Source organism: Arthrobacter sp. GW822-FHT05G07, assembly GCF_058799755.1.
In genome coordinates this window covers 105,306-131,808 of the sequence record NZ_JBXALT010000013.1, presented here as the reverse complement: position 1 = coordinate 131,808, position 26,503 = coordinate 105,306, and the positions used below count along the sequence as shown (strand labels likewise).

Below are 26,503 nucleotides of genomic sequence, written 5' to 3'. Positions count from 1 at the left end.
GTAAGTTTGCTTACGAAAGGGCTGATCGTGACCGACAAAAACTCGAATGAAGAAACCCAGGGCTTCGGCGCAACCGGCGCAACCGGGCCTTACGACACCACCTCCGATGCCGACAGCATCCACGACGATCCGGACATGCGCCAGGACGAAGACGATGACCCCGCCGCTTCCGCCAACCCTGATCCCCTCGACGGAAATGTCACAGGCTTGGAGCCGGGCGGCGGCGTGCCTCCGGGCGAAACCCCACCGGCCGAGGGCAGCATGAGCAGCGACCAAGGCCACGAAGAGTAGGGGCTAGGGCAGCCTCAGGATTTCCCCGAGATCGTAGTCGGCAGGCTCTTCCAGTTGCGAGTACGTGCAGCTCTCGGGGGTCCTGTCCGGCCGCCACCTACGGAACTGCGTGGTGTGCCGGAACCTGTCGCCTTCCATGTAGTCGTACTTTACTTCGATCACAAGTTCGGGGCGCAGGGGCACGAAGGAGAAGTCCTTCCCCCCGCTCCACCGGCTTTGGGCGCCGGGCATGCGTGAACCCCCGGCAGTTTCATCCTGATTGGCCCACTCACCCCATGGGTGCTCGCTGAGTTCAACCTGGTACGGCTCCAGTTCTGCCACCAAAGCCTCCCTGCGGGCCATAGGAAACGATGCCACCACTCCCACATGATGCAGCCGGCCAGTGTCATCGTGCAGGCCGAGCAACATCGAGCCAACAACTTTCGCGGTCTTGTGCCAACGGAATCCCGCCACCACACAGTCTGCCGTGCGCTCGTGTTTGGTTTTGAACATCACGCGCTTGTTGGGTTGGTAGGCCCCGTCCAACGGCTTGGACAGCACCCCATCCAGTCCCGCGCCTTCCAACTGCACGAACCATTCCTGCGCCCGCTCGAGATCCGTCACTGCGGGGGTCACATAGACAGGCGGATCGGCCTTGGCGAGCGTACGCTCCAAGATGGCGCGGCGCTCGGAGAACGGCTTGTCCATGAGGTTCTCGTCGCCCAGCGCGAGGATGTCGAACGCAATCATGGACGCCGGGGTCTTCTCGGCGAGCATCCGGACGCGGCTGTCGGCGGGGTGGATCCTTTGCTGGAGTACCTCGAATTCGAGCCTCTTGCCCTCGATCAGGACGATCTCGCCGTCGATCACGCATTTGTCCGGCAGGTTCTTCCTGAGCGCCTCCACCACCTCGGGGAAGTAGCGGGTCATCGGCTTCTCGTTGCGGCTGCCCAGGACGATCTCGTCGCCATCCTTGAAGACGATGGTCCGGAACCCGTCCCATTTGGGCTCGTAGTGCCCAACATCGGGGATTGTCGGAACGGATTTGGCGAGCATGGGCGAGACGGGTGGCATCACAGGCAGGTCCATAGACAATGTCTACCTGCCGGTGCACGCCGAAGCTAGTGTTAGGCCATGGATATCTCGCTCGTGTTGGCGGCAGTGCTCGGATTCCCGGCCCTGCTGGCCGGCGTTTGGTACTGGTCATCGCGCCGGAGCAGCCAGGGCAAAGTCCGGCGTGGAGCCACCGGCGGAATGCTTGGAGTCGTGGACGAGATCTTCCGGCCGGAAACTCATCAAGCTGTGCAGATCCAGAAGATCCAGCATGAGCTACCTGCCCCGGCGCCAGCCCCGAAGCCTAAGTCATAGAACCCCCTCGCTTGCTCAGACCTACCGCCCGTTACATTAATGTGACTTTACTTTCCGGCTCATGTACCGTCGTAGGGCGACCCGTATCTCCGCTGGGCCGCTTCCGGATTGACGCCGAGCTCTGCCGCAATCCGGGATCCGCCAGACCCGCGGCAGAGACGGGGGACCCAAAAGTTCCCGGACTTACTTCAAGTCCTTGGGGTGAAGCCGCTTAGGCGGCCGGACGGCCTCGTCCGAACCCGACAGCTAACCTCGAAGGCGTTGAGAGGCAACCACCATGTCCCCAACCATGGATCAGCCGCGCCGCGCCCAGACTCAAGGCGAGCGCACCAAGCCAACCGGACGCCGTCGGGCCCAACCCAGCGGATTCCTCACCAGCGCGCAGGCGAACGCCGCGACGCCCGAAAACGCCGTTAAGACAGGCACAACGAACACAGGCACGACGCCGGAACCCGCCACTGCGGCCATGCCCACGGTTGCGATGCCCGCCACTCGTGCGGAGGTTCGTGCGGCCGAGCGGCAGAGGGCAGCCCAGGCTGTGATCGCGCCCGAACTATCGGCCCCCGAAAAGTCCGCGACCGAGCAGGCGGAACCGGCAACTGCGGCGATTCCCGCCGTTGAGGCCGCTCAGGCTGCAGCGCCGGCGTCCACCACACCGGGACCTCCCACCGCGGCCATTCCCATCGTGCCGCCAGCCGCCACGACACAGGGCTCCCAGGAAGACGAGACCTCGGAACCCGCAACCGCAGCTATTCCAGTGGTGCAGCCTGAGACCTCGGAACCCGCAACCGCAGCTATTCCTGTGGTGGCCGCCCGCGCGGAGTCGCCGCGCGGCAAGTCCCCGGCGCAGGTTGCTGCAGCCGCAACGGCCTCGGCGTCCTTGGCCAGCCGCAAGGACGTTCGACAGCCTGCCGCGCGCACAGCAACCAGGTCCAACTTCGGGGCGGGGTCTTCATTTGGCCGCGAACCTCATGCCGCGCTGCGAAAAGCCGCGTCGGTCAAACACATGAGCCAGCGCATGGCCGTGGTTGCCGGTGCCCTTGGCCTCGTGTTGACGGCCGGAACGTTGGGGCAGGCCCTTGAGCTTCCTTTCTTCGGCCAGGAGACCCCGGTCCAGGAAGCCAGTGGCAGCGATGGCCGCACCTCGGCTTCGGCGTCGCCCGCGCCCAGGGCGTCCTACTCCACGGCGTCATCGCCGTCAGCTTCGTCAACAGCAACGGAGACTTCGGAGGCCGGCCAGCCGGCAACGGTGGCGGAAGCACCTCAGGCCGTGTCGCCGTCGTCGACTGCGACCCCCAAGGTATCCCTCGCGGACCCGGTATGGGTTCCTTCAGCCATACCGTCCTCTGTCCCGGCCGCGCCTGGCGCTGCCAGCCCGGTCCCCACGCAGCCGGCTCCTGCGCCGAGCGAGGTGCCGTCGGACACGATCACCACGCCGCCGTCCCCGACGCCGACAACCACGCCGACGCCCACGGTGACACCCACGCCCACTCCGACACCCACACCAACAGAAACTGCTACGCCGACGTCCAAGCCACGGCCGGGCAAGCCGCAGGCCGCAACCACACCGCAGCCCAGCGAGTCGGCTCTTCAGGACATCCTGGATGCAGCCCGGACGGCCCTCAAGTGAGCACCCGGCTGCCCCGCACCTCCACTCATGTGGGATGGCATAGCCGGCACTGCAGCAGCAGCCGGACTGCCACGTTCCGCCGCCGGATGGGGCGCTGGAGCTGCCAGCGTCTGCGGCGCTCGTAAGGACCCTTCAGATGCGCGGCCGCCCCGCCCAGCGCCGCGCCTTCAGGGCCGCATGCAACTCGAGCCGGATCGCGCCACTCAACGGATCAGCACCGATGAGTTGGCGGATCCGGCCGAGCCTGTTGTAGATGCTGCTCCTGTGGAGATGAAGTTTGGCAGCGACGTCCTGAACTGAGCCGTCATTGTCGTACAGCAATTCCAGGACGGGCAGGAGTTCGCCGTTCTTGTCGTGGTCCTCAAGCGTCTGAAAATGCACCGATCCTGTGTCATCCCAGCCGCCGGGCGCCACCAAGCGGTCGAAAAGTTGATAGACACCAACAGTCCGGCTGTCCACCAACTCTCCCAAGGGCTGGTCCACTGCAGCCGCCTGCGCAGCAACCTTTGATTGACGGTACGCGCCCGAGAGCTGCCGGATGACTTGGAAGGGTTCGCTGATGCCCAGGATCACCCTGTCCACCTTGCGGCCCGCGCGTTTTGCAAGCTCCAGCTGATAGTGCACCAGTACTTGGGCGTGGTCCGCCCGGCCGCCCGACTCGCGGAACAACACCACCGAATGCGTCTCCGTTCCGGCGCTGAACAGGGCAGCGTTGACGCCGATAGTGGACTGCAAAGCCGCGGAACGGTGCGTCAGGGTAGCGGCAATGGGATCGACGTCGGACCTCGCGCCATCAGGGTCGAGGATGGTCACCAGCTGCCACGGACCGCGGCCCTGGATTTCCTTCCAACCCGCGACGGCGGCCACAGCGTTCGATTCGCCGCCGCAAGCTGAGAGAAACTCCTGTTCACGCCTTCGCCGGAACTCCGATTCAGCCGTATTGGAATCAAGGAGCAAGCCCGCCAACAGGTCCAGCTCGTCACGCACGCCGGGCAACTCAGCGAGTATCGCCGTCGCACTCTGTTCTTCAAGGTCCAGCTGTACCCACAAGTACCCCACGCGGAAACCGCGGACCAAAAGCGGCACGCACACGCGGCCCAACATGCCGAGTTCATCATTGGCGGGAACCACGACGGGTCGCACCGCCGTGGCAATGCCGTGAGCGAGCTGCCAGGCGCTGACGTCGCTGGGGACCCGCTTGCTCAGGAGGAAGTTCACCCGGACGCGGTCGGCGTGGGATTGGTTGGAGCTGTAGGCCAGGAGAACGCCGTCGAGGTCCTCCAGGGACAGTCCTCGGCCAAGCTTCAACGCCACGCGCTCAACGATCTGTTCCACGTCCTGCTGCATCCCGAAAGCGTACCAACAGCAGGCGACACTTGACGCTTCAGTCCTCGACAAATGTCGAGCATCATCGCTGCAGAACCTTGATTTTGCGGGGTTCCGGCGTGCTGGCTGCTCGGAGTCCATGTCGCCTGCCTCACAGCCGGATTTATTCTGGAATCACAGCCCGCAACACATTTTCGGCCGAAGAGGCCGCTAACGATGGAGCCCACAGATGATCATCGGCGTCCCCAAAGAAATCAAGAACAACGAGTTCCGCGTAGCCATCACGGCCGCTGGCGTCCACGAATTCCGCACCCACGGACACACCGTTCTGGTTGAACGCGGCGCAGGCCTCGGCTCGGGCATCACCGACGAGGAATACTCGATCGCCGGCGCCGAAATCGTCAACGAAGCAGATGACGTGTGGGCCCGCGCGGACATGGTCATGAAGGTCAAGGAACCCATCGCGGCCGAGTACCACCGTTTCCGCAAGGGCCTCATCCTCTTCACCTACCTCCACCTCGCCGCAGAACCCGAACTCACCGCCGAGCTCATCAACTCCGGCGTCACGGCCATCGCCTACGAAACCGTGCAGGAAGGCCGCACCCTTCCGCTGCTCGCCCCGATGTCCGAGGTCGCAGGCCGCCTGTCCGTCGTGGTCGGCGCATCCTCGCTCATGGCTCCGGCCGGCGGCAAGGGTGTCCTCCTGGGCGGAGTACCGGGCGTGCGCCCGGCCAAGGTTGTTGTCCTCGGCGCCGGTGTTGCGGGAACCAACGCCGCCGCCATGGCGCTGGGCCTCGGAGCTGACGTCACCATCATGGACATCAACATCAACCGGCTCCGCGAACTGGATGCCCTGTACCAGGGCCGCCTGAAGACCGTAGCCTCCAACGCCTACGAGATCGAGAAGTCAGTTATCGACGCAGATCTCGTGATCGGCTCCGTCCTGATCCCCGGCGCCAAGGCACCCAAGCTGGTCACCAACGACCTCGTTGCCCGCATGAAGCCGGGCTCGGTTCTGGTGGACATCGCGGTTGACCAGGGCGGCTGCTTCGAGGACACGCACCCCACCACCCACCAGGAACCGACGTACAAGGTCCACAACTCGATCTTCTACTGCGTTGCCAACATGCCCGGTGCTGTTCCGAACACCTCCACGTACGCACTGACCAACGTCACCCTGCGCTACGCCGTGGCCCTGGCCAACCTGGGCGTCAAGGCCGCTTTCGACCGCGACCCCGCACTCGCCGCCGGCCTCAACATCGCCGCAGGCCACGTGGCACACCACTCCGTTTCCGAGGCGCACAACCTGCCCCTCGTCAACGACTGGCACACGCTCGTTTCCGCGTAGTTCCAAGGATTAACAAGCGCGACGGCGGGGTGCGGCTTCCACGAGAAGCCGCACCCCGCCGTCGTGGTTAACCCGCGGGGATGCTTGGGTCTGCCGGGAGCGACGGGATGAGCTGCGTCGGAACCGGCACGGGAACACCCGATGGGCCCAGCTTTGAGGGATCAATCTTGGAAGGGTCGATACCCGGCGGTGTCACGGGTAGAGCTGGAGGCGTCGGGATAACGCCGTTGCCGGGGTCCTTCTGCGCCGGTGCCTTGGGCGTGTGCGGCGACGCGCCACCGGGCCCCGGCTGAGGAGCGGGAACGGCGGGGTTGCCCGGCGCGTCCGGCGTAGGCTGCGGCTCCGCCGGAACAGGAGCTTGCTGCGGCTCTTCCCGGACAGGCAACGGCCCGGGGGTGGTGCCCGCGGGTGCACCGGGCTGGGGAGCACTACCGGAACCCGGGCTCAGCTGCGAGACCACGGAACCGATCGCTGCCCCGAGATGCTGGAAGGCCCCCGGCAGGCCGCCCTCTGCAGCGACGGCGGCCGTAGCACCGCCGGCCAAGGACACAGCAACAGCGAGACCCGCGATGGCCGTGCGGCGCTTCTTCCGACGCCGGGCGGCAAGTTCGTCTACGGGCGCGGGTTCCGGGGCTACCGTGGCGAGTACCGCCGTCGGTGCATCCGACACCGCGGACGGGCCGTCCGCCGTCGTGATGTGCTGGGTGGCAGTGATCCCCTGGGGGGCAGCTATTTGCTGGGTGGCAGCGGCCGGGCCGCCGACCATGAGCGCGCGAACAGCCTCGGACGGCAGAGGGGCAGTGCCCGCCAGGGATCGGAGCTCAAGTAATTCAGTGCGCAGCTCGGCGTCGTCCGCGAGTCCGGCATCGGCCAGCAGGTGGTCGATTGCCCGCTGGTCGCTGAGTCCGCGGGGCGCAAATTGTTCGCTCATGATGTGCCGTTCCTTAGTAGTGCACGCTTCTTCAGTGCACTCAATGCCCTGCGCTGCAGTTGTTTGACGGCGCCTTGGGATTTGCCCATGATCGCCGCGGTATCTTCCACTGAGACATCGGCTACGACCCGGAGGGCCAAGACCTCCCGATAATCGTCGGGGAGGTCATCCAGAATCTCCGTGACGCCCAAGCCGGCGACCCGCCCGAACGCCTGGTCCTCCGCCGATGGCGCCCGCCGAGCGTCCAAGTCCGCTTCATACGGCGTGGAGTCGGGCGTTCGTTCCCGTTTGCGATAGTGATCCACCATCCGGGCGTGGGCTATGGAGAACAACAGGGTCTTTGCTCCTTGGAGCCCGCCATGCAGCGTTTCCAGCTTTGGGTACAGGGCCAGGAATACGTCCTGCGTCACGGCTTCGGGGTCGTCCACGCCGCGTGCCCGGAGGTAACCAAACACCGGTCCGGCGAAGTTATTGTAGGCAGCCGTGAAGAGCAGGGCGGGATCGTCCTGATCCGCCTGCACGTATTCATCAGCCAAAGGGTCAAGCACCCGTGGATGTCTCCGTCCCACATTATGTAGCGGGGCTCCTTGTCCTAAGCCAAGGAGCCCCGCCCTTAAACCGTAACCGCTGCTTGCTTAGCGGACAGAATCGAGAGACGCGCCGGGAACAGCCGGAACCTGCGTCGGCAGCTCAGGCGTCGCTGGAACGGCAGGTACAGCGGGGACAGCCGGCGTTGCGGGCACGGCGGGTACTGCGGGTACAGCCGGAACAGCAGGCGTTGCAGGCAGTTCGGAGGTTACGGCGGCGTCTGCGTCGGCCTCTGCCTTGGCGGAGCCGTCAGCCTTCAGGCCGGCGGCGTTACCGGCTTCGACCACGGCTTCGCAGTGCGCCTCCACCTTGGCTTCGCCACCGGCAGCGATGGTCAAGGACTCGAAGCCCGGGACCTTCGCATCGGACTTCAAGCCGCCATTGAGGAAAGCGGTGCAGAGGCCAAACGCCTCCGGAGACGTGGCGTCTTCAACTGCCGCCTTGGCATCGGACACAGCGTCCGTGGCCTTCGCCTGGCCGGCCTCGGCAGCCTCAGTTGCAGTGGACTGCGCGGTCTCGACGGCGTCTGTCGCCTTGGTCTTGGCGGTTTCGGCTGCGTCGGCTGCCTCAGCGGCCTTCTCAGCAACCGGAGCCGGCGCGCCAACGAAGTCGTGAGCGGTCTGCTGGATCCCAGCGGGAAGTGCGCCGTTGAAGGCAGCGACACCGGTTCCGCCGGCAGCTACAGCTCCGGCAGCCAGGACGCCCGCGGCGACTTTGCTGGTGGCAAGGACAGTGAACAAGGACATGAAACCCTCCGACAAACGATTTTGGGATTGCCCCGGCCGCGGTTGGGTCGCGACCGGATGATCAGCGTGCGGACGTGGCCCGCACTCCCCTTACATCGTTCGCGGCACCGGCGAGGTTACGCGTTGTCCTGAAATTCTTTTTTGCCGGGTTTCATCGCCGACGAATGTGGGTGTCGCTCACGAATCTAAGCGGCCAGCGCCCTGGCTTGTTCAATCAGCGTCAGCACCGCAACGGAGTCGGCTGGATTCACCGGCGCCGGAAGCGCGGAGGCGGTGCCGCCGTCGTCGAGTTTTTCAGCGAGAATACGGTAGAACTCGGGGTAGGCGCCGTGCTCAGTGGGGATGATGCTGCGCTGCCCGTTCAGTTCCAGCGTTCCATGATTTTCAGCAGGCTCGACGCCGTACTCCGCGTCCGTAGGCAGCCCGCCGCCCAGCACAAAAGGCTCCTGCGGGTCGGTGCCGAACTTCACGAAGCCGCCCTCAGTGCCCAGAATGCGGAAGCGCGGGCCGTGGAGGTGGCTGTTGAGGTTGATGGTGACGTGGCTGATCACACCCGACTCGTGCTGGAGGGCAAGGAAGACATCGTCATCGGCGCTTTCCTGGGGTCGGCGGGCCGTGATCTCAGCAAAGGTAACAGTAGCGGGGCCAAAGAACCGGAGAGTGAGATCGAGGACGTGGGTGCCGAGGTCGAACAGGACACCGCCGCCGTCTTCCGCCGTGGCACTGGCTTTCCACGCCTTGGCGATCTCCGGTGCCCAGCGCTCCATGCCCACCTCAAACCTGGTCACGGTACCCAGCGTTCCGGCGTCGAGCAGTTTCTTCACGGTGAGCGAGTCTCCGTCCCAGCGCCGGTTTTGGTAGACAGTGAGGACGCGGCCCAGCTTCGCCGCGAGTTGGATCAGTTCCTCGCCCTGGGCGCTGTGAACCACGAACGGTTTATCAACGACGACGTCGAGCCCGGCTTCCAGCGCAGCTTTTGCGAGCGGGAAATGGGTTGCAGGCGGTGTGCCGAGGACAATGAGGTCCAGTTGGTCGGCCAGTGCCAGGATGTCCTGCGGGGTGTTCACGATCCTTGCCTGCGGGTAGCGTTCCCTGGCTTTCGCTTGGCGCCCCTGGTCCGAAGTTGCGATGACGGCCAGCTCGTAGGCGGGGTTGCTGGCGATGAAGGGCGCGTGAAAGACGCTGCCAGAGAGCCCGAAACCGGCGACGGCGGTACGGATCGGCGTGGAAGTCATGACCCTAGGCTACCGATCCTCTCTCACGTAATAGCCCTTTTACGCCAACCCTCTATCACCGGGTGAGAGAGCGATCCGCCCAAGCACGTGGGAAGTGAGAGAGCGTGGGGACGGCGAAGGCCGGGAACCTCCCCGCACTGATGAATCAGCTCAGGGGTTCCCGGCCTTCAGGAAACTGCACTTTGGGAAACTACAGCGGGAAGGCTACTTCTTGGTGCCCTTTTCCCAGCCGATGGTGGTCCAGTCAGGAACGTTGGAGTTGCTCTTGAACAGGGACGGACCGTAGTTGGCCAGGCCCGTGCGCACGAACTGGATCTCCGGGCCGTTCAGCACGGTACCCATGGAGAAGTACTTCTCCATGTGCTTCTTCTCGACCTCCATGGCGGCCTTGTTGCGTTCTTTGTCATCCGAGATGGTTGCCAGGCGCTCAATTTCGGCATCCAACTCAGCGTCGCCGAGCTTGTTCTCGTTGGTGGTCGACTCGTAGAACTGCTTAACCCCGCTAGTCGCATCCGCGCTAACGGTGTAGCCCGAAATCGTCAGGTCAAACTCTCTGGACCCGAGAACCTTCTGGAAGTCCGCGTCACCGCGCTGGTCGATAGACACGTCCATGCCAGCGGCTTGGAGCTGCTTCTGCAGCGTCTGCGAGGTGGCAGCCTGGGTGGGATCGTCGCCGAAGTAGGTGACCTTGAAGGACACGGGGACGCCGTCCTTAGCCATGATTCCCTTGTCGTTGGCGGTGTAGCCGGCGTCGGTCAGGACCTTCTTGGCAGCCTCGGCACCGGTGTCCTTCACGGGGTAGTTGTCCTGGTAGTACTCAGAGAACGGCATGAGCATCATGGAGCCCGAGCTCTCTTCGGACCAGTTCAGGCCGTTGAAGCGGACATCGCGGATGGCCTTGCGGTCCACTGCGGTGAAGATAGCCTTGCGTACAGCAACGTCGCTGAGGGCAGGCCGCTCGGCGTTGAGGTTCAGACCACCGGCGAACAGTCGCTGGCCGCGGCGAACTTCGGCGTCCTTGGTTCCTTCAAGCTGCTTATAGCGGCTCAGGGTGCGAGCGTCAGTAGCATCAATTTCGCCGTTCTTGAAGGCGGCGATGGTTGCACTGGGTTCCATCTGGCGCCAAACGATCCTGTCGAGGACCGGCTTCTGGCCCCACCACTTATCGTTAGGGACCATCGTGACGGTCTTGGCGGTGGTGTCGTAGTTCTCCACCTTGAACGGGCCAGCCATCCATTCAGGGTGCATGTTGCCAGCAAAGCCTTTGTTGAAGGTCTCCGCGTTGTTGACGGCCGGGTGGATCAGACCGAAGAAGAGATCCTCGAGGGGGAAAACGGGCTTGCTGGTGGTGACAATGACTTCCTTGTCGTTGGCACCAGCTACGACTGATTCAACAAACGGATATGACCCCGGGTTGACGATGTCAATCGCCTTATCTTCGCCGCGGGACATCTTCCAAGTGTTCTCGAACGTCTTGACATCGATAGGCGTACCGTCGTTCCAGGTTGCCTTTTCGTTGACCTTGATGGTGATGGTCTGTTTACCATCCTTGACTTCGCTCTTCACCTCTTCGCAGAAGTCCTTATTCGGCTCAGCCTTGCCGTCAAAGTCCAGCTTCCAGCAACCGCCGATCCCGCCGCTGCTAAGGCCTGCCGGATTGACTGGAGTCAACACAGCTGAGGTGGCGGCGCTGTTCCCGACGTTGGAATTATTGTTGAAATCCGGCCCGAGATCCACGGTTGGCAGTGTCACCGTGCCGCCCTGCTCCAGGTCTTTTGCTTCCTTGGCGTTGACGCTAATCAGCTTGCTGATATCGCCGCCGCTCTCTTCGGCCTTCTGAGAGGCCGGACCCGACGGCGTTCCCCCGCCGCAAGCGGTCAGCATGAGCGTCGCTGCGAGCGCTACGCCACCGATCGTCGTGTATTTTTTCATGGTTTGCCCTTCATGTTTACGACTGGAAATCTTTGCGAGTTGAATAACAGGGTTTCAATCGATGCGTCATATGTCGTCAGGCATGCACCACCAGCATGTCAGCATCTATCTCTCCGTCCGGGAAGAAGCAGGCGAAGTCCTGTGTGCCTTCCTTCTCCGCAGCCAGTGGCGGCTCCAGAGTAAGGCACTTCTCTTGCTTTGCGGCAGGTAGTGCGGCAAAGACAGGACACCGGGTGGCAAAATTGCATCCCTTGGGAGCATCCAACGGGCTTGGAAGGTCACCCTGGAGGATGATGCGTTCACGGGTGCGTTCCAGGTTGGGGTCCGGCACCGGGATCGCGGACAGCAGGGCCCGGGTGTAGGGGTGGCGCGGGTTGTCGAAGACATGGTCCACGTCCCCTGTCTCCACGATCTTGCCGAGGTACATCACGGCAACGCGATCGGAGATGTGTCGGACCACCGAGAGGTCGTGGGCCACCATGAGGTAGCTCAGGCCAAGTTCGGCACGGAGCTTGTCCAGCAGGTTGATGACACCGGCTTGCACGGATACGTCCAGTGCGGAGACCGGTTCGTCCAGGACAACGAGCTTCGGATTGACCGCGAGCGCGCGGGCGATGCCGATGCGCTGGCGCTGCCCGCCGGAGAACTGGTTGGGGAAGCGGTTCACGTGGTCCGGTTGCAGGCCCACCAGCTTCATGAGTTCCATGATGCGTTTCTTGATGGCAGCCTTGGGCATTCCCAGGTTTTCCAGGGGTTCGGCCAGGACTTCGTACACCGTGAAACGCGGGTCCAGGGCGCCCGTGGGGTCCTGGAAGACCATCTGCATTTCCTTGCGCATGGCCATCTTGGTCTTGTGATCGGTGGCCACCTTGTTGCTGACGCCGCCGATGACCACTTCGCCCACCTGGTCCGGGTGGAACTCCATGATTTCCAGGAGCGTGGTGGTCTTGCCGCAGCCGGACTCCCCCACAATGGAAACGCACTCACCTTCGCGGATATCAAAGCTCAGGCCATCCACGGCCTTGACCGTGCCGATCCGTCGCTTGATCAAGGCACCCTTGAGCAGCGGGAAGTGCTTCTTCACGTCCTTGAGTTCCAGGACCTTTGCGCGCTCGGCGCGGGCTACGCCGTCGAACTTTGACACTGGCTTGGTCGGCGCGTGGAAAATCTTGTGGGCGTCAGCGTTACCGGACAGTTCGCCAGCCTTGATGCAAGCGGCTTTGTGTCCCAAGGTCTGTCCCTCAACACCGGGCACCGGGAACAGTTCCGGTTCCCCGTGCAGGCAGGCATCGCTGACCATGGGGCAACGGGCAGCGAAGGAGCATCCGGTCACCGGCAGGGCCAGGTTGGGCGGCGTCCCTTCAATGGGAACCAACGACTGCCTGGTGGCGGTGTCAACACGGGGAACTGCGCCGAGGAGGCCCAGCGTGTACGGCATCCGCGGGTTGTAGTAGATGTCCTCCACAGTGCCGGTTTCCACAGGCTTGCCCGCGTACATGACCATGATGTCGTCGGCCATGCCGGCCACGACGCCGAGGTCGTGCGTGATCATCACGACGGCGGCGCCGGTCTCCTCTTGCGCGGTGTGCAGGACTTCCAGCACTTGCGCCTGGATGGTGACGTCCAACGCCGTCGTGGGTTCATCCGCGATAAGTACGCGCGGATCGTTGGCGATCGCAATGGCGATCATCACGCGCTGCCGCATACCGCCGGAAAATTCGTGCGGGAAGGCCTTCAGCCGGTCCTTGGGGCTCGGGATGCCCACCATGCGCAAAAGGTCGACGGCGCGGGCTTCTTTCGCCTGCTTGCTCATTGTCGGGTTGTGGACAGTCAGCGCCTCAATAATCTGGGTGCCCACCGTGTAGACCGGAGTCAGCGAGGACAGCGGGTCCTGGAACACCATGGCGATGTCACTACCGCGGTGCTTGCACATGGCTTTGTCGCTGAGGCCCAGGAGTTCCTTGCCCTTGTAGCGGACGGAGCCTGTGATGTCCGCGGTTTCGGGCAGGAGTCCCATGATGGCCATGGACGTCACGGACTTGCCGGAGCCGGACTCGCCCACAATGCCCAGCGTCTTCCCCGGCATGAGGTCGAAGTCGACGCCCCGGACTGCATGGACCACACCGTTCTCGGAGTTGAAGCGGACGTTCAGGTCGCGGACGCTGAGGACGGCATCGCCGGGTGCGTAGAGTCCGGCGTCGCGGAGGCGCTCGGCGGGAGTGGTGTTGGTGCTCATTTGGTGGTCTTCTTCGCAGTCTGGGGCTTGGCCTGCTTCGCCCGGCCGATGGAACTGGAGCTGGGGTCGAAGGCGTCGCGGAGGCCGTCGTTCATCATGGCCAGCGAGCCGGTCAGCAGGAACATGACGGTGAGCGGAACCCAGAACATCCACGGGAAGGAGGACACCTGGCCGGTCGCTTGCCCGATGAGGACACCGAGGCTGACGTCAGGGAGCTTGATACCGATGCCGATGAAGGAGAATGCCACTTCGGCCAGGATTGCGCCGGTGATGCCACGGGTGAAGTCGAGGACCAGCAGTGAGCCGATGTTCGGAACGAGGTGGCGCCATACGATCCTGCGGGACGGGACACCCATGTAAGTGGCGGCTTTGACGTAATCGCGCTGCATCAGGGACATGGCCAGCGAGCGCACCAGGCGGGCGGTTCCCATCCAACTGAAGAACAGGAGCACGACCACCAGCAAGAGCCAGCTGGGGAGGTCCTTGAGCCCACCACTTCCGCTGGTTGCGACGGCGACCACCAGGATGGCGGGCATCATGATGAGCGCTTCAAGGATGAACAGCATGGTGGCATCCACCTTGCCGCCGAAGAACGCCATGGTGCAGCCGTACACCGCAGAGATCAGCACGGACACGCCGCCCACGATCAGGCCGATGAGAATGGAAGTCCGGGTGCCATCCACAATGAGCGCCATGAGGTCGATGCCGGCCTGTGTGGTCCCCAACAAGTGGTCCGGCGACGGCGGCATACCGATGTTTAGCGGATCAAGAGTGTCCTTGTCCCACGAGGTCAGGAACCCGCCAAAGATGGAGAAGAGGAACAGCGCCAGGAAAATGAACAAACCGGCGACGGCGGTCCGGTTCCGCATGAAGCGACGGAAGATGATCCGGGACTTCCCAATGACGACGTCCTGGTCGGCAACCCGGGCTTCGTCGATTTCCGCAATGGGATCAATGATGTTGGTCATTACTGGACCCTCACTCGTGGATCGACCAGCGTGGTGGCGAAGTCGGCAAGGATGGCGCCGATCGCGAAGATCACGGAGCCGTAGGCCAGCGTGGCTGTGGCTACGTTGACGTCCTGAAGGCTGATGGCCTGGATACTCCAGAGGCCGATGCCGGGCCAGGCGAAGATGGCCTCCGCGAAGAAGCCGCCCGTGAAGATCGCCGGGATGGTGAACGCAATGCTCTGTGCCACTGGGATGAAGGAGACACGCAGTGCGTGCTTCCTGATGGCCTGGTTGCGGGTCAATCCCTTGGCCCGGGCGGTGCGGACAAAGTCCGCGTTCACGTTGTCCAGGAGGTACTGCCGCTGGGCGATCTGGTAACCGGCCCAACCGAAGATGGTCATCGCGAAGGTGGGCACGGCGTAGTGGGCCACAAGGTCGACGAAAGCCGGCCAGCCTGGCTCAATTCCCGGCGTCGAAATTCCCGTCACGAAGAAGATGCGCTCGCCCACTGCCTCGTTGATGCTGATGGCGCCCAGCTGCACCAGGAAGTAGGCGATGGGCGCGGGGAGGATGTGGACCAGGTAGCTGTAGGACGTGATGACGCGGTCTTGGAATTTGTACTGGCGGGCGGCGGAGTAGACGCCGAGCGCGACGCCGATGATCAGTGTCAGGATGATCGAGGCGATGAACAGCCGGGTGGAGACCAACACGCGGTCCGCGAATTCGGCGTTGACGAAGGCCCCGTTCGGGCTGCGGCCCCAGTCCCAGCGGGTGATGATGCCCCAGAGCCATTGAATGTACCGTTCCCACGGGTTCAAATCCGGATCCAGGCCGAGTCCCCGGAAGGACGCCGCTACCTGTTCGGGGGTTGGCCGCGGGATTTTCTCCTGCTCCAGTACTGCGGGCTTCAGCGACGAGACCGCCAGGAAGTACCCCGCGCTAGTGGTCAGGAAGATCATGATCAGGTAAATGCCCGACCGCTTCATCAGATATTTCAGCATGTCGGGCGGCTGCCCCGAATCGTGGCAAAACTCAATGCTCGTCCTTCCGCGGTTCCCGGCTGTGGCCGGCGTCAGCTACGAATTGGCGCAGCGGGTTCTTGGGCCCCCCGCACCCCTTCAGTGATCACCAGCCCTGTATGGCATGCGTCACATTCAAGAGGAAACTACCACAATAACTGCTTCACGTTTTGCTTCGAGGCGTCCGGTTTCGCGCCTGCAGCCAGATTGTTATGTGCAGGTTGCGCCATGTTTACGACGCCGGCAGCATTGTTGCGCTGTCAGCGGGACGGATGGGGGCGCTAACAGTGCCGGCTGGCGCCGCGGTGTGATCTAAGCGGCGCCCAGGAGCCGAGTGACCAGATCGCGCCATGACTCCGCTAGCCGGGTGGGGGAAATGCCGCGGACACGGACGTCGTCCACTATCCGCTCAGGGTCCAGCGCGTAAGTCAGGGACATCGCCATCACCCAAGGATCCGCGATTCCCGCCTCCCGCAGCAGGACCTCCATATGTCGATGCGAAAGTTTGGTCGCCGGGACATCGAACCTGTTACGGGTAGCCGCCCCGGCGGCTTTCAAGAGCTCGCCGTTCTCGAGGACAAAATAGATGCGCCCCTCCCCGAAGGCCACCAAGCGATCCAGCGGTGCGGCCCCCGGACCAAGCGGCGGCGGCCCGAACATGAAGCCGTGCTGGAATTCGGACTCGGAGTCACTCAGCAGGGTCATCATGAGCCCGGCGCGGCTACCAAAGCGGCGGAATACTGTCCCCTTGCCAACTTGGGCCTTGCAGGCGAGCGCATCCATGGTCAGCGCTTCAGCGCCAAACTCGGCCACCAAGTCCCGGGCAGCATTAAGCAAGCGCTCGCGATTCCTCGCTGCATCACTGCGCTCGTGGGGCGCACCCAGGGGCACGTCCGGACGGATTGGGATCGAGCTCACAGAAATATTCTAGACCCCGGGAATAGAAAGCGGACCATAGTCCGTTTAGTATCGGTGAAGGCCCCAAAGCCCAGACATCGCAGGTCGGGTCCGCAAGGCACCCGGCCAGACACAAGGAGACACCATGTCCAAGAGCACTGTTCTTACCCTCGTCGGCAGCCTGCGCGCCGATTCCCACAACAAGAAGCTCGCCGAAGCCATCCAGCTGAACGCACCCGAGAACGTTGACGTGCGGATCCACGGTTCGCTGGGCACCATCCCCTTCTACAACGAAGACATCGACGTCGAAGGCCAGGTTCCCGCCGAAGCCGCCGCCCTCCGCGCTGCAGCAGCCGACGCCGACACCATCCTGCTGGTCACCCCCGAGCACAACGGCACCATGCCCGCCTCCCTGAAGAACGCCATCGACTGGCTGTCCCGCCCGTTCGGTGCCGGCGCCCTCTCCGGCAAGCCGACCGCCGTCGTCGGAACCGCCTTTGGCCAGTTCGGCGGCGTGTGGGCCCAGGACGAGGCCCGCAAGGCCGCTGGCATCGCCGGCGCAAAGGTCCTTGAAGACGTCAAGCTGGCCGTTCCGGGTTCCATGATCCGCTTCGCTGAATTGCACCCGAAGGACGACGCTGAAGTTGTTGAGCAGATCAAGGGCATCTTCGAGCCCCTGACCGCCGTTCAGGACGAAGAAGAAGCAGCAGCTTAGTCTCTACGCTTTTGATGCCCCTGTCCCGCTTTCGGCGGGGCGGGGGCATTCGCGTTTCTTCAGCTTTGCCGTGCCGGGCGTGACCAACTCTTGTCCGAACCGTCACCCTAACGGCATGTTGTGATCCGCCGTCCAGTCCTAACGTAGGAAGTACAGGTGGACGGACAGGAGCGCGGGCTGTCATGCATGCCGGACGGGGAACAAAAAGTACGACGGCGATCACGGCCGCCTGCCTCCTCTTCGGCCTGTGGGTGGCTGGCTGCACCGCAGTGCCCGCTGGACCTGAAGATTCCGAGGTCGCCGGACCGTTGCCGACAGTTTCCGTGACTCCCCCTGCCGTGCCCAGTACCGGGCCGGTGGCTTCAACCCCTGCGGCGTCGGCTTCAGGGACTTCAGCCCCTGCGCAGCCCAGCCCGGGTACTCCCTCGGTTGCCGTCCCGGCTGCGCCGCCCGCACCATCCACCGCGCCCCCGAGCAGCCCTTCGCCTGCGCCGACCCAGCCGGTGCCCGTCGTCGAGCCTTCACCCCAGCCGGGCACCAGCGCACCCGAACCAACAGCGACCGCAACGGTCATACCCGTGGACTCTGCCGACTCCGGACCAGCGGTCTACTACGTAGCAATTGACGACGGCGGCGCCCGCGGCGTGCGGTTCGGATGTAACGACAGCCTGGTACCGGTCAGGGGCGTTGCCGTGCCCGGCGATCCGTTGTCCGTGGCACTCGGCCGGCTGCTGGAGGCCGGGATGCCGGTGGACAGCGACGCGGCCCTCTACGACGCCCTGGCTGATTCATCCCTGCGCTACCTCTCCGGCTACAAGAGCGGGGCAACAGTGGTGGTAAACCTCAGCGGATCACTGCGGCCCGGGGGTGTGTGCGACATTCCACGGATCCAAGCTCAACTGACCCAGACCATAGTGCAGGCCAGTGGTGCTTCGCGTGCCGAGATCTACGTGAACGGCCGGACATTGACGGAGGCGCTAAGCGTGCGGTGATCCCGCGCCTGCCGTTCTTCAGGGAGTGGCTACGCCGTTGCGATAGCCAGCACCCTCCGCAGTGCCCACGCCACACGCAGCAGGGCAAGAACTGAAGCGAAGGCCAGCACGAAGACCAGCGCCTGAGGGATCCACAGGCCCGTGACGGCGTCTCCTTCGAGGATCACCGTGACCAGGGCAGCAACCACCAGCAGGCCCAGCCCAGGGATGGCAAACAGGAACACCTCGCCGATCTGACGCCGGTGGGTAGCGGATAGTTTCTCCAAGGGAAGTTCGCGCTGACCCGGTGCAGCCTTCTTTCCCAGCACGTTGATCAGCATGGAAACACTGGTGAGGGTCAGGCCAGCCGTAGCCCCTGCCAGGGTCGCGAGCGTTTGGAAGAGGGTACGCCGGGCGCCGGGGTCCACGTTCTCCAGCATCAATGGTTGACGCGCAAGCAGGGCGATTCCCAGCCACAGCAGCACGGCCAGTGCAGCCCATCCGAAGTCAGCGCTGGGGTGCAACAGAAACCAACGCCACAAAGTCCTGCGGCGGCCGGTTCGCTCTACGTCAACCTCGTACAAGCTCATGATCCGCACCGCCTTGGTTCTCCCCTGGTGCGTGACTGGCTGGTACGTGCCTGGCTGCTTCCGGACTAGCCGCTACGTGACCGCCCTTTTCAGCGCTCTCCACCGCGGCCGCCAAAGCTGCCCGAACAGTGGCCATTCCACCCGCAACGATGTCCGGCACCAAACCTGAATCAGCCGAGCCCTTGATGTCCGGCAATGTCCTCGCGAAAAATGCCTCGTTGTCCCTGGCCTGTTTATTGAGGATGGCGATAGCCTCAGCGGTGGACTTCTGAGGATCATTGAAGACGTCCGGATCCACTTCGATGTGCGAGATGAACCGCTCCTTCAGCAGGTCCACCACCTCACGGTCCCCCGTCAGGGAGTCCTTGCCCTCCGCCACAACATAATCGAAATGTTCCACGGACCCGGCCCTGCGGAAGAGGTCGATCAGCTGTTGAATGCGGTCACGGATCCGCTGTTTGTCCTCTGCCTTGCCGGACCTGCCCACGCTCAAGGAAATACGGAATGTACCCTCATTCATGAGGCGCGACGCGCTGTCCAGGACATCAGCCCACTCGCCCTCCATGAGCTTCCCGGACAGACGTTCGGCGGGAAGGGCGAACTCGAAACGGCTCACCTCCAGTCGGGTGAGGATTTCCTCGATATCCTCGCGGACCACCGGCACCAGGGCTGGCTCAAGCCCCAGCATTCCCTCGAGATACTCGCCCATCCTGGACGCGCGGGGGCCGTTGCCGCTGGTCAGCACAGCGATGACATTCCTCTTCAGGAAGGCAAAGTAGGTGGTCTCCAGCAGATGGTCACCCGGGGCCAACGGCAGAGGCTTCCGCCGCCCGAGCGCATCTCCCACACTCGGAAGATTGGTGTCCCGTACCCTGTCCAAGAGCAGCACGGGGTGCGGCGACGACGCCACAGCCTGCGCGAGCAACACTGTGCCGTCAACACTAGTGAAGTGCCGGTCCGTCCCGGCATCCTGGGCCTTCTTCAGCACCTCGGCCACGCGGCGCGCCGGAAATGGCCGGCTGAGCCCGTCACCGTTCAGCTGCTCGATCCGCCAGAACTGCACACTGCGCCGTGCCATGGACCCTCCCCTCGTCTTCCGTGACCCACGCTATCGGCGAGGTCCGACATTAAAGCCGAGTGCCGCCGTCGAGCCTTTCAGCTACCTCACAAGCTGTACCGGGCTCACAAGCTGTATTTGGGCCCCGGGGCGAACAGCGAGTCCATCTCATCGTGGCTGCGCGTCCCGGCCAAGCCCGCCCAATTGCCATCGTCCAGGATTTCCTTAGCCACCCGGGCCACCTTGGCGTAGGCCGCCTTGGCTGCGTTCCCGCCGATGCTGACGCGACGAACCCCGGCGTCGTGCAGTTCCAAGGGCGAGGGATCTCCGACGCCCGCCAAAGCGTTGAGCGGCGCCGGAATCCGGCTGGACAGCTCATGCAGGGCATGCAAATCCACGACGCCGGGTACAAAGACTCCGTCCGCGCCCGCAGTCAGGTAAGCCTCGGCGCGCCGCAAGGTCTCGTCAAAGGCCGCGTCGGGGAACTGACCTGACAGGTAGGTGTCCGTGCGGGCGTTGATGAACAGCGGTATACCGCGATCGTCCGCAACAGCACGGATCAAGGCAAGGCGGCGTGACTGTTCCGCGATGTCAGTCAGCGGCTCCACGGCGGAGTCTTCAATGTTGATCCCCACAGCGCCCGCGTCCAGGACGGCGTGGACAGTGGCGCGGAGTTCGTCATCGGTGCGTCCGTAGCCCGTCTCGATGTCTGCCGACACCGGCAACCGGGTAGCCCCAACCACTCGACCGAGCGCGGCCATTGCCAAGCCCCACGGCACGTGGTCCCCGTCCCGGAACCCCAGGCTCCAGGAGACGGCCGAGCTGGAGGTGGCAATCGCCGTCGCACCTGCCTCCTCCACAACGCGGGCGGAAGCCGCGTCCCAGACGTTCACCAACACCAGAGGCGTTGGCCCGGCGTCGTGAAGTTTGTGGAAGTTTTCGGCCTTGGTCACGGGTCCCCGGTGCGCTGTCATAGCTACATTCCAGCCCTTCCCGATCCCGGCGTAAAGCTTGGCCTGCGAAAATGGGACGATTCGAAAACAACTGTTGCCTCTTTAGCAACATCGAGGAGTATCCTGTCACTGTGACCCACGAAACATTGGATGCCGGCGCAACGCTGCCCGCTGAAGCCATCGACGCCATTGAGCGGGCCGCCACGGCCGCCCACCCGCACGAGGAATTGTTCTCCGCGCGGGCCGCCAACATCAAGCAGTCCGCAGTCCGGGATGTCTTCGACATCTCCATGCAGCCGGGCCTTGTCTCCCTCGCTGGAGGCAACCCCTACCTGCAGTCGCTGCCGCTGGAGAAGCTGGGCCAGACCGCTGCCCGGATCATCGCAGAAGAGGGCATGACTGCCCTGCAGTACGGTGGCGGCCAAGGCACCGAAGAACTCCGCCAGCAGATCTGCCAGATCATGGCAGCCGAGGGAATCACGGACGCGCTCCCCGAAAACGTCGTCATCACCGCGGGATCGCAGTCCGCACAGGATGTCGCCACCAAGGTCTTCTGCAACCCCGGCGATGTTGTCCTGGTGGAGAACCCCACGTACGTGGGCGCCCTGAACACGTTCGAGGCGTACCAAGTGCAGGTGGAACCTGTGGAAATGGACGACGACGGCCTGGTACCCGAGCTGCTTGAAGCCAGGATCGCGGCACTCCAGTCCGAGGGAAAGAACATCAAGTTCCTCTACACGATCCCCAACTTCAACAACCCTTCCGGGATCACCCTGGCCGCGGAACGCAGGCAACGGATCGTCGATATATGCCGTGAGGCAAATATCATTGTCCTGGAGGACAATCCCTACGGACTCCTGCGGTTCGACGGCCACCCCATCGCGCCGATGCGCGCCGCCAACCCGGACGACGTCATCTACCTTGGCTCATTCTCCAAAATTTTTGCCCCCGGACTGCGCATTGGCTGGGCCCTGGTTCCCGCCCACCTGCAGCGTCGTTTCTACTTGGCCTCCGAGGCCGTCACCCTCTGCCCGCCGCCGCTGAACCAAATGCTCGTCTCGGCATACCTGCGCGACTACGACTGGGAAGGGCAGATCGACACCTACCGGGCCCTCTACGCGGAACGCTGCAAAGCACTCCTTTCCGCACTGGAGGAGCACATGCCTGCGGGGCTCACCTGGACACGCCCGGACGGTGGCTTCTTTGTTTGGGTCACGCTGCCTGAAGGCGTGGACACCTATCCCCTGCTCGGGAAAGCCATCGATGCCGGCGTCGTCTTCATCCCAGGGGCAGCCTTCTCCCCTGCCGACGGCCCCTCCAACAAGCTGCGACTCGCCTTCAGCGCGGTACCGCCGGATACGATAGCGGAAGGTGTCCGCCGATTGGCCCCTGTCCTGGCGGATGCCATTGAAGCTACCAATGAAGGAGCACCACAATGACCGGAGTTGTGATCGTCGGAGTAGACGGCAGCGAAACGGCGATGAGGGCGGCGCAGACTGCCCAGCAGTTGGCAATCGGCCTCGGCGCCAGCCTTCGAGTGGTCAGCGCTTTCGACAGCAACCGAACAGAGGTTGTTGAGATCGGCACCGATAAGTGGATTGTCTCCGACGCCGCCGAAGCTGAGGCTGTGGCCCGTGCCGTAGCCGAGCGCCTGGCAGATGACCGCCTCGAGATCACCTACTCCGCGGCCCGCGGCAAACCGGGTGAAGCTTTGGTCAAGGAAGCTGAAGTACAGGATGCCCGCCTGATCGTGGTGGGGAACCGTCGGATGCAGGGCCTGGGTCGCGTCCTCGGGAGCGTAGCCAACACCGTTGCACACACCGCACCCTGCGACGTGTACATCGCCAAGACCGACCAGCCGTAACGCGAGCTGAATCACGTCGCCGGGTGGGGAGCCTCACCCGGCGATTGGCGTAATTTGAGCCAAACCCCGGAAGTCATCGTTATAAAATCGAGATGCCCCCAATGGCGCGTGCCACCTCCATTTACTGACTTCAGGGGATCATCTTCTTGCTTACTTTGCAGCCGCGCCAGCGCGTGGGACACGACATCCTGCTTGCCCGCCACGGCAACCACATCAGCACCATGCGCTACGACCGAACCAACGATCGCATCATCGCCATCCTCGACGACGGCTCCTGGGACAGCGCCCCCAACATGATCACTCCCGGCCTTGATATGCCGGAGACCATCAGCAGCGTTTTCCGCAAGGATTGGCGCTTCCTCTCCTTGGCCTGCGTTGCCATGGTCACCGTTGCCGCCATCGCGATGGGCATCAGTGTCGAGATGGCAAACAATATGTCCACGACGGAACTTCAGGCACTGCTGGTCAGCTACCCGGCCTTCTAGCGCCTTCCCGTTCCTACGGTTTAGGCCCCGCGGGGAGCGCATCCTCATCGGCGACCAAGCCGTCGTCGAACGTGAGAGCTACCTGCCCTCCCGACTTCCGCCTGCGCACCAGGAAAATAACAGCTCCTACTGCAAGCCACGCGGCGCCCAGCAGGTACGTGAACCAGGCCAGCGAAGTCCAAAGCCAGGCGATGAAGGCAAAACCCAGCACCGGCATGACCAAGTTGCGCATGGTCCCCGCTGTTCCCCGCTTCCGCAGGTCAAAAAAGACCACCTTGATGGTTGCCAGGTTCACCACGGCGAAGGCCACCAGAGCTCCGAAGTTGATCATGTACACCGCCTGTTCCAGCGTGATGACAAGGGCGATCAAGGACACCGCGGAGACAAGCGTTGCCGCGAAGTATGGGGTTCGGAACCGTGGGTGCAGCCTTGCCAAGGCCCCGGGCAGGATCCCGTCCCTGCCCATGGCGTAGATGACGCGGCTGACGCTCATCTGGGCAGCAGTACCGCAAAGGACCAACCCGCCAAGGTTCACGATCACGAATACCACCATGAGCACATCGCCTCCGGCGCGCTGCATGAGTTCGGTCCCCGCAGCATCGAGGTTCTCGATTGACCTCCACTCGGGAGCGATGAGACTACCGGCCACGGAAAACAGGGTGTATCCCAGGCCAGCAAACAGCGTGGACAGGATGATGCCCCGCGGCACATCGCGCTGCGGATTGCGTGTCTCTTCGGAAAGGGTGGACACGCCATCGAATCCCAGGAAGGCGAAGGCCACAATGGCCGCGGCCGCCATCACCGGCGCAATCCCACCCTCCCCCAGGGTCAGAGGCCGGGCAAGATTGTCGAAGGACAGGTCCGGGGCGTTAACCACAGCCAGGACAAGGAACACCAGAATCACCAGAACCGAGGCCGCCACCACCACGATGTTCATCTTCTTGATCCATGCAACGCCGATCACGCTGAAGAGCCCCACCACCAAAAGGCAAAGCAGGACGGCGAGCTGCGGCGCTATGACGGGCACCAGGCTATTGAGATACAGGCCGAAGAGCAGGAAGTTCACCATCGGCAGGAACAAATAGTCCAGCATCATGGCCCAACCCACCAGGAACCCCACTGGGCTTCCGAACGCACGGGAGGCGTAGGCGTAAGCTCCACCGGTTACGGGGACGTGCCTGGCCATCTGGCCATAACTATGCGCGGTGAACAGCATCGCCACCAGCGCAGCGACGTAAGCGGCCGGTAGGTGCCCGTCGCTGATCTCGGTCCCCGCACCGTAGACCGCCACCACGGACAGGATGCCCATGGAGGTCAGGCCAAACGCGATGAGCGACGGTAGGCCCAGAACGCGTCTGAGCGTAGGGACCGCTGCCGGGCCATCCATTGTGCTTCTTCCAGTGATGGTCATGGGTTCTCCTCGATGCGATGCGGGTCACATAAATGAATGTTGTTCATTAGAGTAAGTCGCCGCATGGTCCATGTATAGCTTTGGTATCCCAAAAGTTCTTGAATGACGACTCCCCGCGATCATGCTTGGCTAGATTGCAGGGCCCGTGGTGGAAACTTCTCTGGGGGCTGAATGTTTGGTATACCTATAATGAGTACAGCGAAAGGACTCCGATGACTGCACCAGAGTTAAAAATCAGCAGTAGGGGCGAGCCTCCCTATGGACGGGGTCTCATGATCACGCCTGGTTTCGTCGACGTGCACATCCACCCGGACAAAACCACCTGGGGCTCCGGCTGGATGTCCCGCGTACCAGCGCAAACACTGACGGACCTCATAGGGAACGATCTCCGGGCACAGCTCGCGTTTCAGGACAGCGTCGAGGACCGAGCTTATGCCTTGATGAGCCATGCCGTCCTCAACGGGACCATGGCCATGCGGGCGCACGTGGATGTGGGACCGCAGATAGGCCTCAGGAACATGCACGGTGTTCGTGCAGCCGCTGAGCGTTTGGCTCCGTTCCTGCAGGTCCAGGTGGTCGCATTCCCGCAGTTCGGCCTGCTGAGCAACCCCGGCACACTTGACCTCATGGAGGCTTCCCTGGCGGAAGGGGCAGACCTCGTGGGTGGGATCGATCCGGAGTCGGTGGACGGCGACCTGCATGGACATCTGGATGCCGTCTATGCGCTGGCCAACAAGCACGGCAGGGACGTGGACATCCACCTGCACGACGTCGGCGCGGACGGCTTGGCGCAGCTGAGTGTCATCGCTGAACGCACCGTGGCCGAAGGCATGCAAGGGAGAGTCACTATCGGGCACGGTTTTGCTCTCTGCGATGCCTCACATCCCGATCTTGGCTCTACGTTGGACGCCATGGCCGAGGCAGGAATCTGGATGGCTACCTGCGCCCTTGGAGCCGATCCCGTACCGGATCTAGACCTTTTTGAAAAACATGGGGTCAAGGTTGCCCTCGGCTCAGACGGAGTCCGCGATGCCTGGTCTCCGTTCGGCACCGGCAGCATGATGGATCGCGCGCACCTGCTGGGTTACCGCACAGGAGCCTCCACCGATGCGGAGTTGGAGCGCTGCTTCCGGCTTGCCACATCAGCTGGTGCAGAGCTCATTGGATCAGCCGAGGTGAAGAACTTCTCCGGCCCGGAATCCGTTGACCGGCTCGAATTCGCTGCGAACTCCATCCCGGAGCTGGTAGTTGACCGATCCGCTCCACTGAGGGTGGTGCGGGGTGGCAGAGCTGTGGCCCTCCAAGCTTGATCGGACGGCAGCTAGAGCATCCACTCCCGCAGCAGCCACCACAGGCCTGCGATCACAACGCCTCCAAACAACGAGCCTGCAATGACCTGGGCCAAGGTATGGGCCCGCAGGACCAGCCGCGACCAGCCAACAGCCGGCACGAGAAGTAGCAGAGGGAGCCAAGCCGGCCCGAACATGAGGATGGCTATGACCACTGCAGCCGAAAGCGCCGAGGCATGTCCGCTCATTTTCCAGAACGCGCTGACAACCGCCAGTACCCCGATCCCGCCTATGAGCGCGATGATCATCACCGTGACACCCACTGGACCACTGAGCAAGTGCAGCACGAGCAAACCAACCAGCACTGACACCAGCGTCATCAGAAGCAGCGCGGGCCGCTGACGGCGGTCACTGACATGGTGGTCCGTGATCCTTCCCAGCTTCACCATCACCAGGACATACGCCAGCGGAAGTACGCAGACGAACATCGCCGCGAGCAGCCCGAACCATAGGGTGCCCGGGAACCCGGGTTCCGTCGCAGGGCTGATCAGCAGAAGGGCCAACACAACAACGGGTGGCTGGAAAACTTCCGTCAGCACTCGGGCAACCCTGCGCCACGGCCCTGTCACCAGTTGAGGGGGCACATGGCCTGTTTGGCCTGTTTCCTCTGTTGCAGTTCCGCACCCGGTCGC

General features: G+C 63.4%; 26 protein-coding genes and 1 riboswitch. Of the genes, 10 read left to right on the top strand and 16 right to left on the bottom strand.

Going from position 1 to position 26,503, the window contains the following annotated elements; translation table 11 throughout:
• Nucleotides 1–27 precede the first annotated feature (27 nt).
• On the top strand, nucleotides 28–291 hold the full coding sequence (locus AC1RJY_RS20830) for a DUF6480 family protein (protein ID WP_043470792.1): 264 nt from the start codon (nucleotides 28–30) through the stop codon (nucleotides 289–291).
• A 3-nt stretch (nucleotides 292–294) separates the two neighbouring features.
• Here AC1RJY_RS20830 and AC1RJY_RS20825 read toward each other — a convergent pair whose 3' ends face one another.
• Entirely contained in the window at nucleotides 295–1,359 is a 1,065-nt protein-coding gene (locus AC1RJY_RS20825) for an ATP-dependent DNA ligase (protein ID WP_014923090.1), read from the bottom strand.
• Between the two features lie 45 nt (nucleotides 1,360–1,404).
• Here AC1RJY_RS20825 and AC1RJY_RS20820 point away from each other — a divergent pair, with 45 nt between their 5' ends.
• Nucleotides 1,405–1,638 (top strand): hypothetical protein, encoded by a 234-nt coding sequence (locus tag AC1RJY_RS20820; RefSeq protein ID WP_498603164.1) that lies wholly within the window; start codon nucleotides 1,405–1,407, stop codon nucleotides 1,636–1,638.
• Between the two features lie 129 nt (nucleotides 1,639–1,767).
• Nucleotides 1,768–1,913: riboswitch (cyclic di-AMP (ydaO/yuaA leader) on the top strand.
• Between the two features lie 2 nt (nucleotides 1,914–1,915).
• Nucleotides 1,916–3,268: a hypothetical protein gene (locus AC1RJY_RS20815; RefSeq protein ID WP_498603163.1), complete on the top strand. Its 1,353-nt coding sequence runs from the start codon at nucleotides 1,916–1,918 to the stop codon at nucleotides 3,266–3,268.
• 132 nt (nucleotides 3,269–3,400) lie between these two features.
• Here the strand turns inward: AC1RJY_RS20815 and AC1RJY_RS20810 are convergent, their stop codons facing one another.
• The gene (locus AC1RJY_RS20810; RefSeq protein WP_043806413.1) at nucleotides 3,401–4,615 is read right to left on the bottom strand and encodes a PucR family transcriptional regulator; all 1,215 of its coding nucleotides are present in this window, start codon (nucleotides 4,613–4,615) and stop codon (nucleotides 3,401–3,403) included.
• 208 nt (nucleotides 4,616–4,823) lie between these two features.
• Here AC1RJY_RS20810 and ald point away from each other — a divergent pair, with 208 nt between their 5' ends.
• A complete protein-coding gene (gene ald / locus AC1RJY_RS20805; protein ID WP_011776472.1) occupies nucleotides 4,824–5,942 on the top strand; it encodes an alanine dehydrogenase in 1,119 nt (372 codons plus the stop codon).
• A 67-nt stretch (nucleotides 5,943–6,009) separates the two neighbouring features.
• Here the strand turns inward: ald and AC1RJY_RS20800 are convergent, their stop codons facing one another.
• The 9 genes from AC1RJY_RS20800 to AC1RJY_RS20760 all read right to left on the bottom strand — a co-directional run bounded on the left by AC1RJY_RS20800 (nucleotide 6,010) and on the right by AC1RJY_RS20760 (nucleotide 16,497).
• Nucleotides 6,010–6,873 (bottom strand): superantigen-like protein SSL4, encoded by an 864-nt coding sequence (locus AC1RJY_RS20800; protein ID WP_014923093.1) that lies wholly within the window; start codon nucleotides 6,871–6,873, stop codon nucleotides 6,010–6,012.
• Nucleotides 6,870–7,421, bottom strand: coding sequence for an RNA polymerase sigma factor (locus AC1RJY_RS20795; RefSeq protein ID WP_014923094.1), 552 nt, complete (start codon nucleotides 7,419–7,421; stop codon nucleotides 6,870–6,872). The genes AC1RJY_RS20800 and AC1RJY_RS20795 overlap by 4 nt, the downstream gene beginning before the upstream one ends.
• A gap of 87 nt (nucleotides 7,422–7,508) precedes the next feature.
• Complete coding sequence (locus AC1RJY_RS20790; RefSeq protein WP_014923095.1) at nucleotides 7,509–8,207, bottom strand: hypothetical protein; 699 nt, start codon at nucleotides 8,205–8,207, stop codon at nucleotides 7,509–7,511.
• Between the two features lie 185 nt (nucleotides 8,208–8,392).
• On the bottom strand, nucleotides 8,393–9,442 hold the full coding sequence (locus AC1RJY_RS20785; protein ID WP_498603162.1) for a Gfo/Idh/MocA family protein: 1,050 nt from the start codon (nucleotides 9,440–9,442) through the stop codon (nucleotides 8,393–8,395).
• 204 nt (nucleotides 9,443–9,646) lie between these two features.
• Nucleotides 9,647–11,374 carry an ABC transporter family substrate-binding protein gene (locus AC1RJY_RS20780; protein WP_014923097.1) on the bottom strand — a complete coding sequence of 576 codons (1,728 nt, stop codon included), beginning with the start codon at nucleotides 11,372–11,374 and terminating at the stop codon, nucleotides 9,647–9,649.
• Nucleotides 11,375–11,450: 76 nt separating this feature from the next.
• Nucleotides 11,451–13,610 (bottom strand): dipeptide ABC transporter ATP-binding protein, encoded by a 2,160-nt coding sequence (locus tag AC1RJY_RS20775; protein WP_498603161.1) that lies wholly within the window; start codon nucleotides 13,608–13,610, stop codon nucleotides 11,451–11,453.
• Nucleotides 13,607–14,578 carry an ABC transporter permease gene (locus AC1RJY_RS20770; protein WP_014923099.1) on the bottom strand — a complete coding sequence of 324 codons (972 nt, stop codon included), beginning with the start codon at nucleotides 14,576–14,578 and terminating at the stop codon, nucleotides 13,607–13,609. Before AC1RJY_RS20770 ends, AC1RJY_RS20775 begins: the two co-directional genes overlap by 4 nt.
• On the bottom strand, nucleotides 14,578–15,561 hold the full coding sequence (locus AC1RJY_RS20765) for an ABC transporter permease (RefSeq protein WP_011776480.1): 984 nt from the start codon (nucleotides 15,559–15,561) through the stop codon (nucleotides 14,578–14,580). Before AC1RJY_RS20765 ends, AC1RJY_RS20770 begins: the two co-directional genes overlap by 1 nt.
• Nucleotides 15,562–15,891: 330 nt before the next feature.
• Nucleotides 15,892–16,497, bottom strand: a complete 606-nt coding sequence (locus AC1RJY_RS20760) for a TetR/AcrR family transcriptional regulator (RefSeq protein ID WP_498603160.1) — start codon at nucleotides 16,495–16,497, stop codon at nucleotides 15,892–15,894.
• Nucleotides 16,498–16,621: 124 nt separating this feature from the next.
• Here AC1RJY_RS20760 and AC1RJY_RS20755 point away from each other — a divergent pair, with 124 nt between their 5' ends.
• Entirely contained in the window at nucleotides 16,622–17,191 is a 570-nt protein-coding gene (locus AC1RJY_RS20755) for an NAD(P)H-dependent oxidoreductase (RefSeq protein ID WP_210065532.1), read from the top strand.
• Nucleotides 17,192–17,373: 182 nt separating this feature from the next.
• Entirely contained in the window at nucleotides 17,374–18,183 is an 810-nt protein-coding gene (locus AC1RJY_RS20750; RefSeq protein ID WP_498603159.1) for a GerMN domain-containing protein, read from the top strand.
• 29 nt (nucleotides 18,184–18,212) lie between these two features.
• Here AC1RJY_RS20750 and AC1RJY_RS20745 read toward each other — a convergent pair whose 3' ends face one another.
• The 3 genes from AC1RJY_RS20745 to AC1RJY_RS20735 form a co-directional block, all read right to left on the bottom strand.
• A complete protein-coding gene (locus tag AC1RJY_RS20745) occupies nucleotides 18,213–18,752 on the bottom strand; it encodes a hypothetical protein (RefSeq protein WP_014923104.1) in 540 nt (179 codons plus the stop codon).
• A complete protein-coding gene (locus AC1RJY_RS20740; protein ID WP_011776485.1) occupies nucleotides 18,733–19,830 on the bottom strand; it encodes a hypothetical protein in 1,098 nt (365 codons plus the stop codon). Before AC1RJY_RS20740 ends, AC1RJY_RS20745 begins: the two co-directional genes overlap by 20 nt.
• A 104-nt stretch (nucleotides 19,831–19,934) precedes the next feature.
• On the bottom strand, nucleotides 19,935–20,783 hold the full coding sequence (locus AC1RJY_RS20735; protein WP_043470799.1) for an isocitrate lyase/PEP mutase family protein: 849 nt from the start codon (nucleotides 20,781–20,783) through the stop codon (nucleotides 19,935–19,937).
• A gap of 110 nt (nucleotides 20,784–20,893) precedes the next feature.
• Here AC1RJY_RS20735 and AC1RJY_RS20730 point away from each other — a divergent pair, with 110 nt between their 5' ends.
• The 3 genes from AC1RJY_RS20730 (at nucleotide 20,894) to AC1RJY_RS20720 (ending at nucleotide 23,111) form a co-directional block, all read left to right on the top strand.
• A complete protein-coding gene (locus AC1RJY_RS20730; RefSeq protein WP_011776487.1) occupies nucleotides 20,894–22,201 on the top strand; it encodes an aminotransferase-like domain-containing protein in 1,308 nt (435 codons plus the stop codon).
• The gene (locus AC1RJY_RS20725) at nucleotides 22,198–22,626 is read left to right on the top strand and encodes a universal stress protein (protein WP_011776488.1); all 429 of its coding nucleotides are present in this window, start codon (nucleotides 22,198–22,200) and stop codon (nucleotides 22,624–22,626) included. Before AC1RJY_RS20730 ends, AC1RJY_RS20725 begins: the two co-directional genes overlap by 4 nt.
• 173 nt (nucleotides 22,627–22,799) lie before the next feature.
• Nucleotides 22,800–23,111 carry a hypothetical protein gene (locus AC1RJY_RS20720; RefSeq protein WP_498603210.1) on the top strand — a complete coding sequence of 104 codons (312 nt, stop codon included), beginning with the start codon at nucleotides 22,800–22,802 and terminating at the stop codon, nucleotides 23,109–23,111.
• Between the two features lie 13 nt (nucleotides 23,112–23,124).
• Here AC1RJY_RS20720 and AC1RJY_RS20715 read toward each other — a convergent pair whose 3' ends face one another.
• A complete protein-coding gene (locus AC1RJY_RS20715; protein WP_498603158.1) occupies nucleotides 23,125–24,522 on the bottom strand; it encodes an APC family permease in 1,398 nt (465 codons plus the stop codon).
• Nucleotides 24,523–24,794: 272 nt separating this feature from the next.
• Here AC1RJY_RS20715 and AC1RJY_RS20710 point away from each other — a divergent pair, with 272 nt between their 5' ends.
• Nucleotides 24,795–25,832 (top strand): amidohydrolase family protein, encoded by a 1,038-nt coding sequence (locus tag AC1RJY_RS20710; RefSeq protein ID WP_286176415.1) that lies wholly within the window; start codon nucleotides 24,795–24,797, stop codon nucleotides 25,830–25,832.
• Between the two features lie 11 nt (nucleotides 25,833–25,843).
• On the opposite strand, the gene AC1RJY_RS20705 is transcribed toward AC1RJY_RS20710, so the two are convergent.
• Complete coding sequence (locus AC1RJY_RS20705; protein WP_498603207.1) at nucleotides 25,844–26,440, bottom strand: phosphatase PAP2 family protein; 597 nt, start codon at nucleotides 26,438–26,440, stop codon at nucleotides 25,844–25,846.
• Nucleotides 26,441–26,503: the final 63 nt, after the last annotated feature.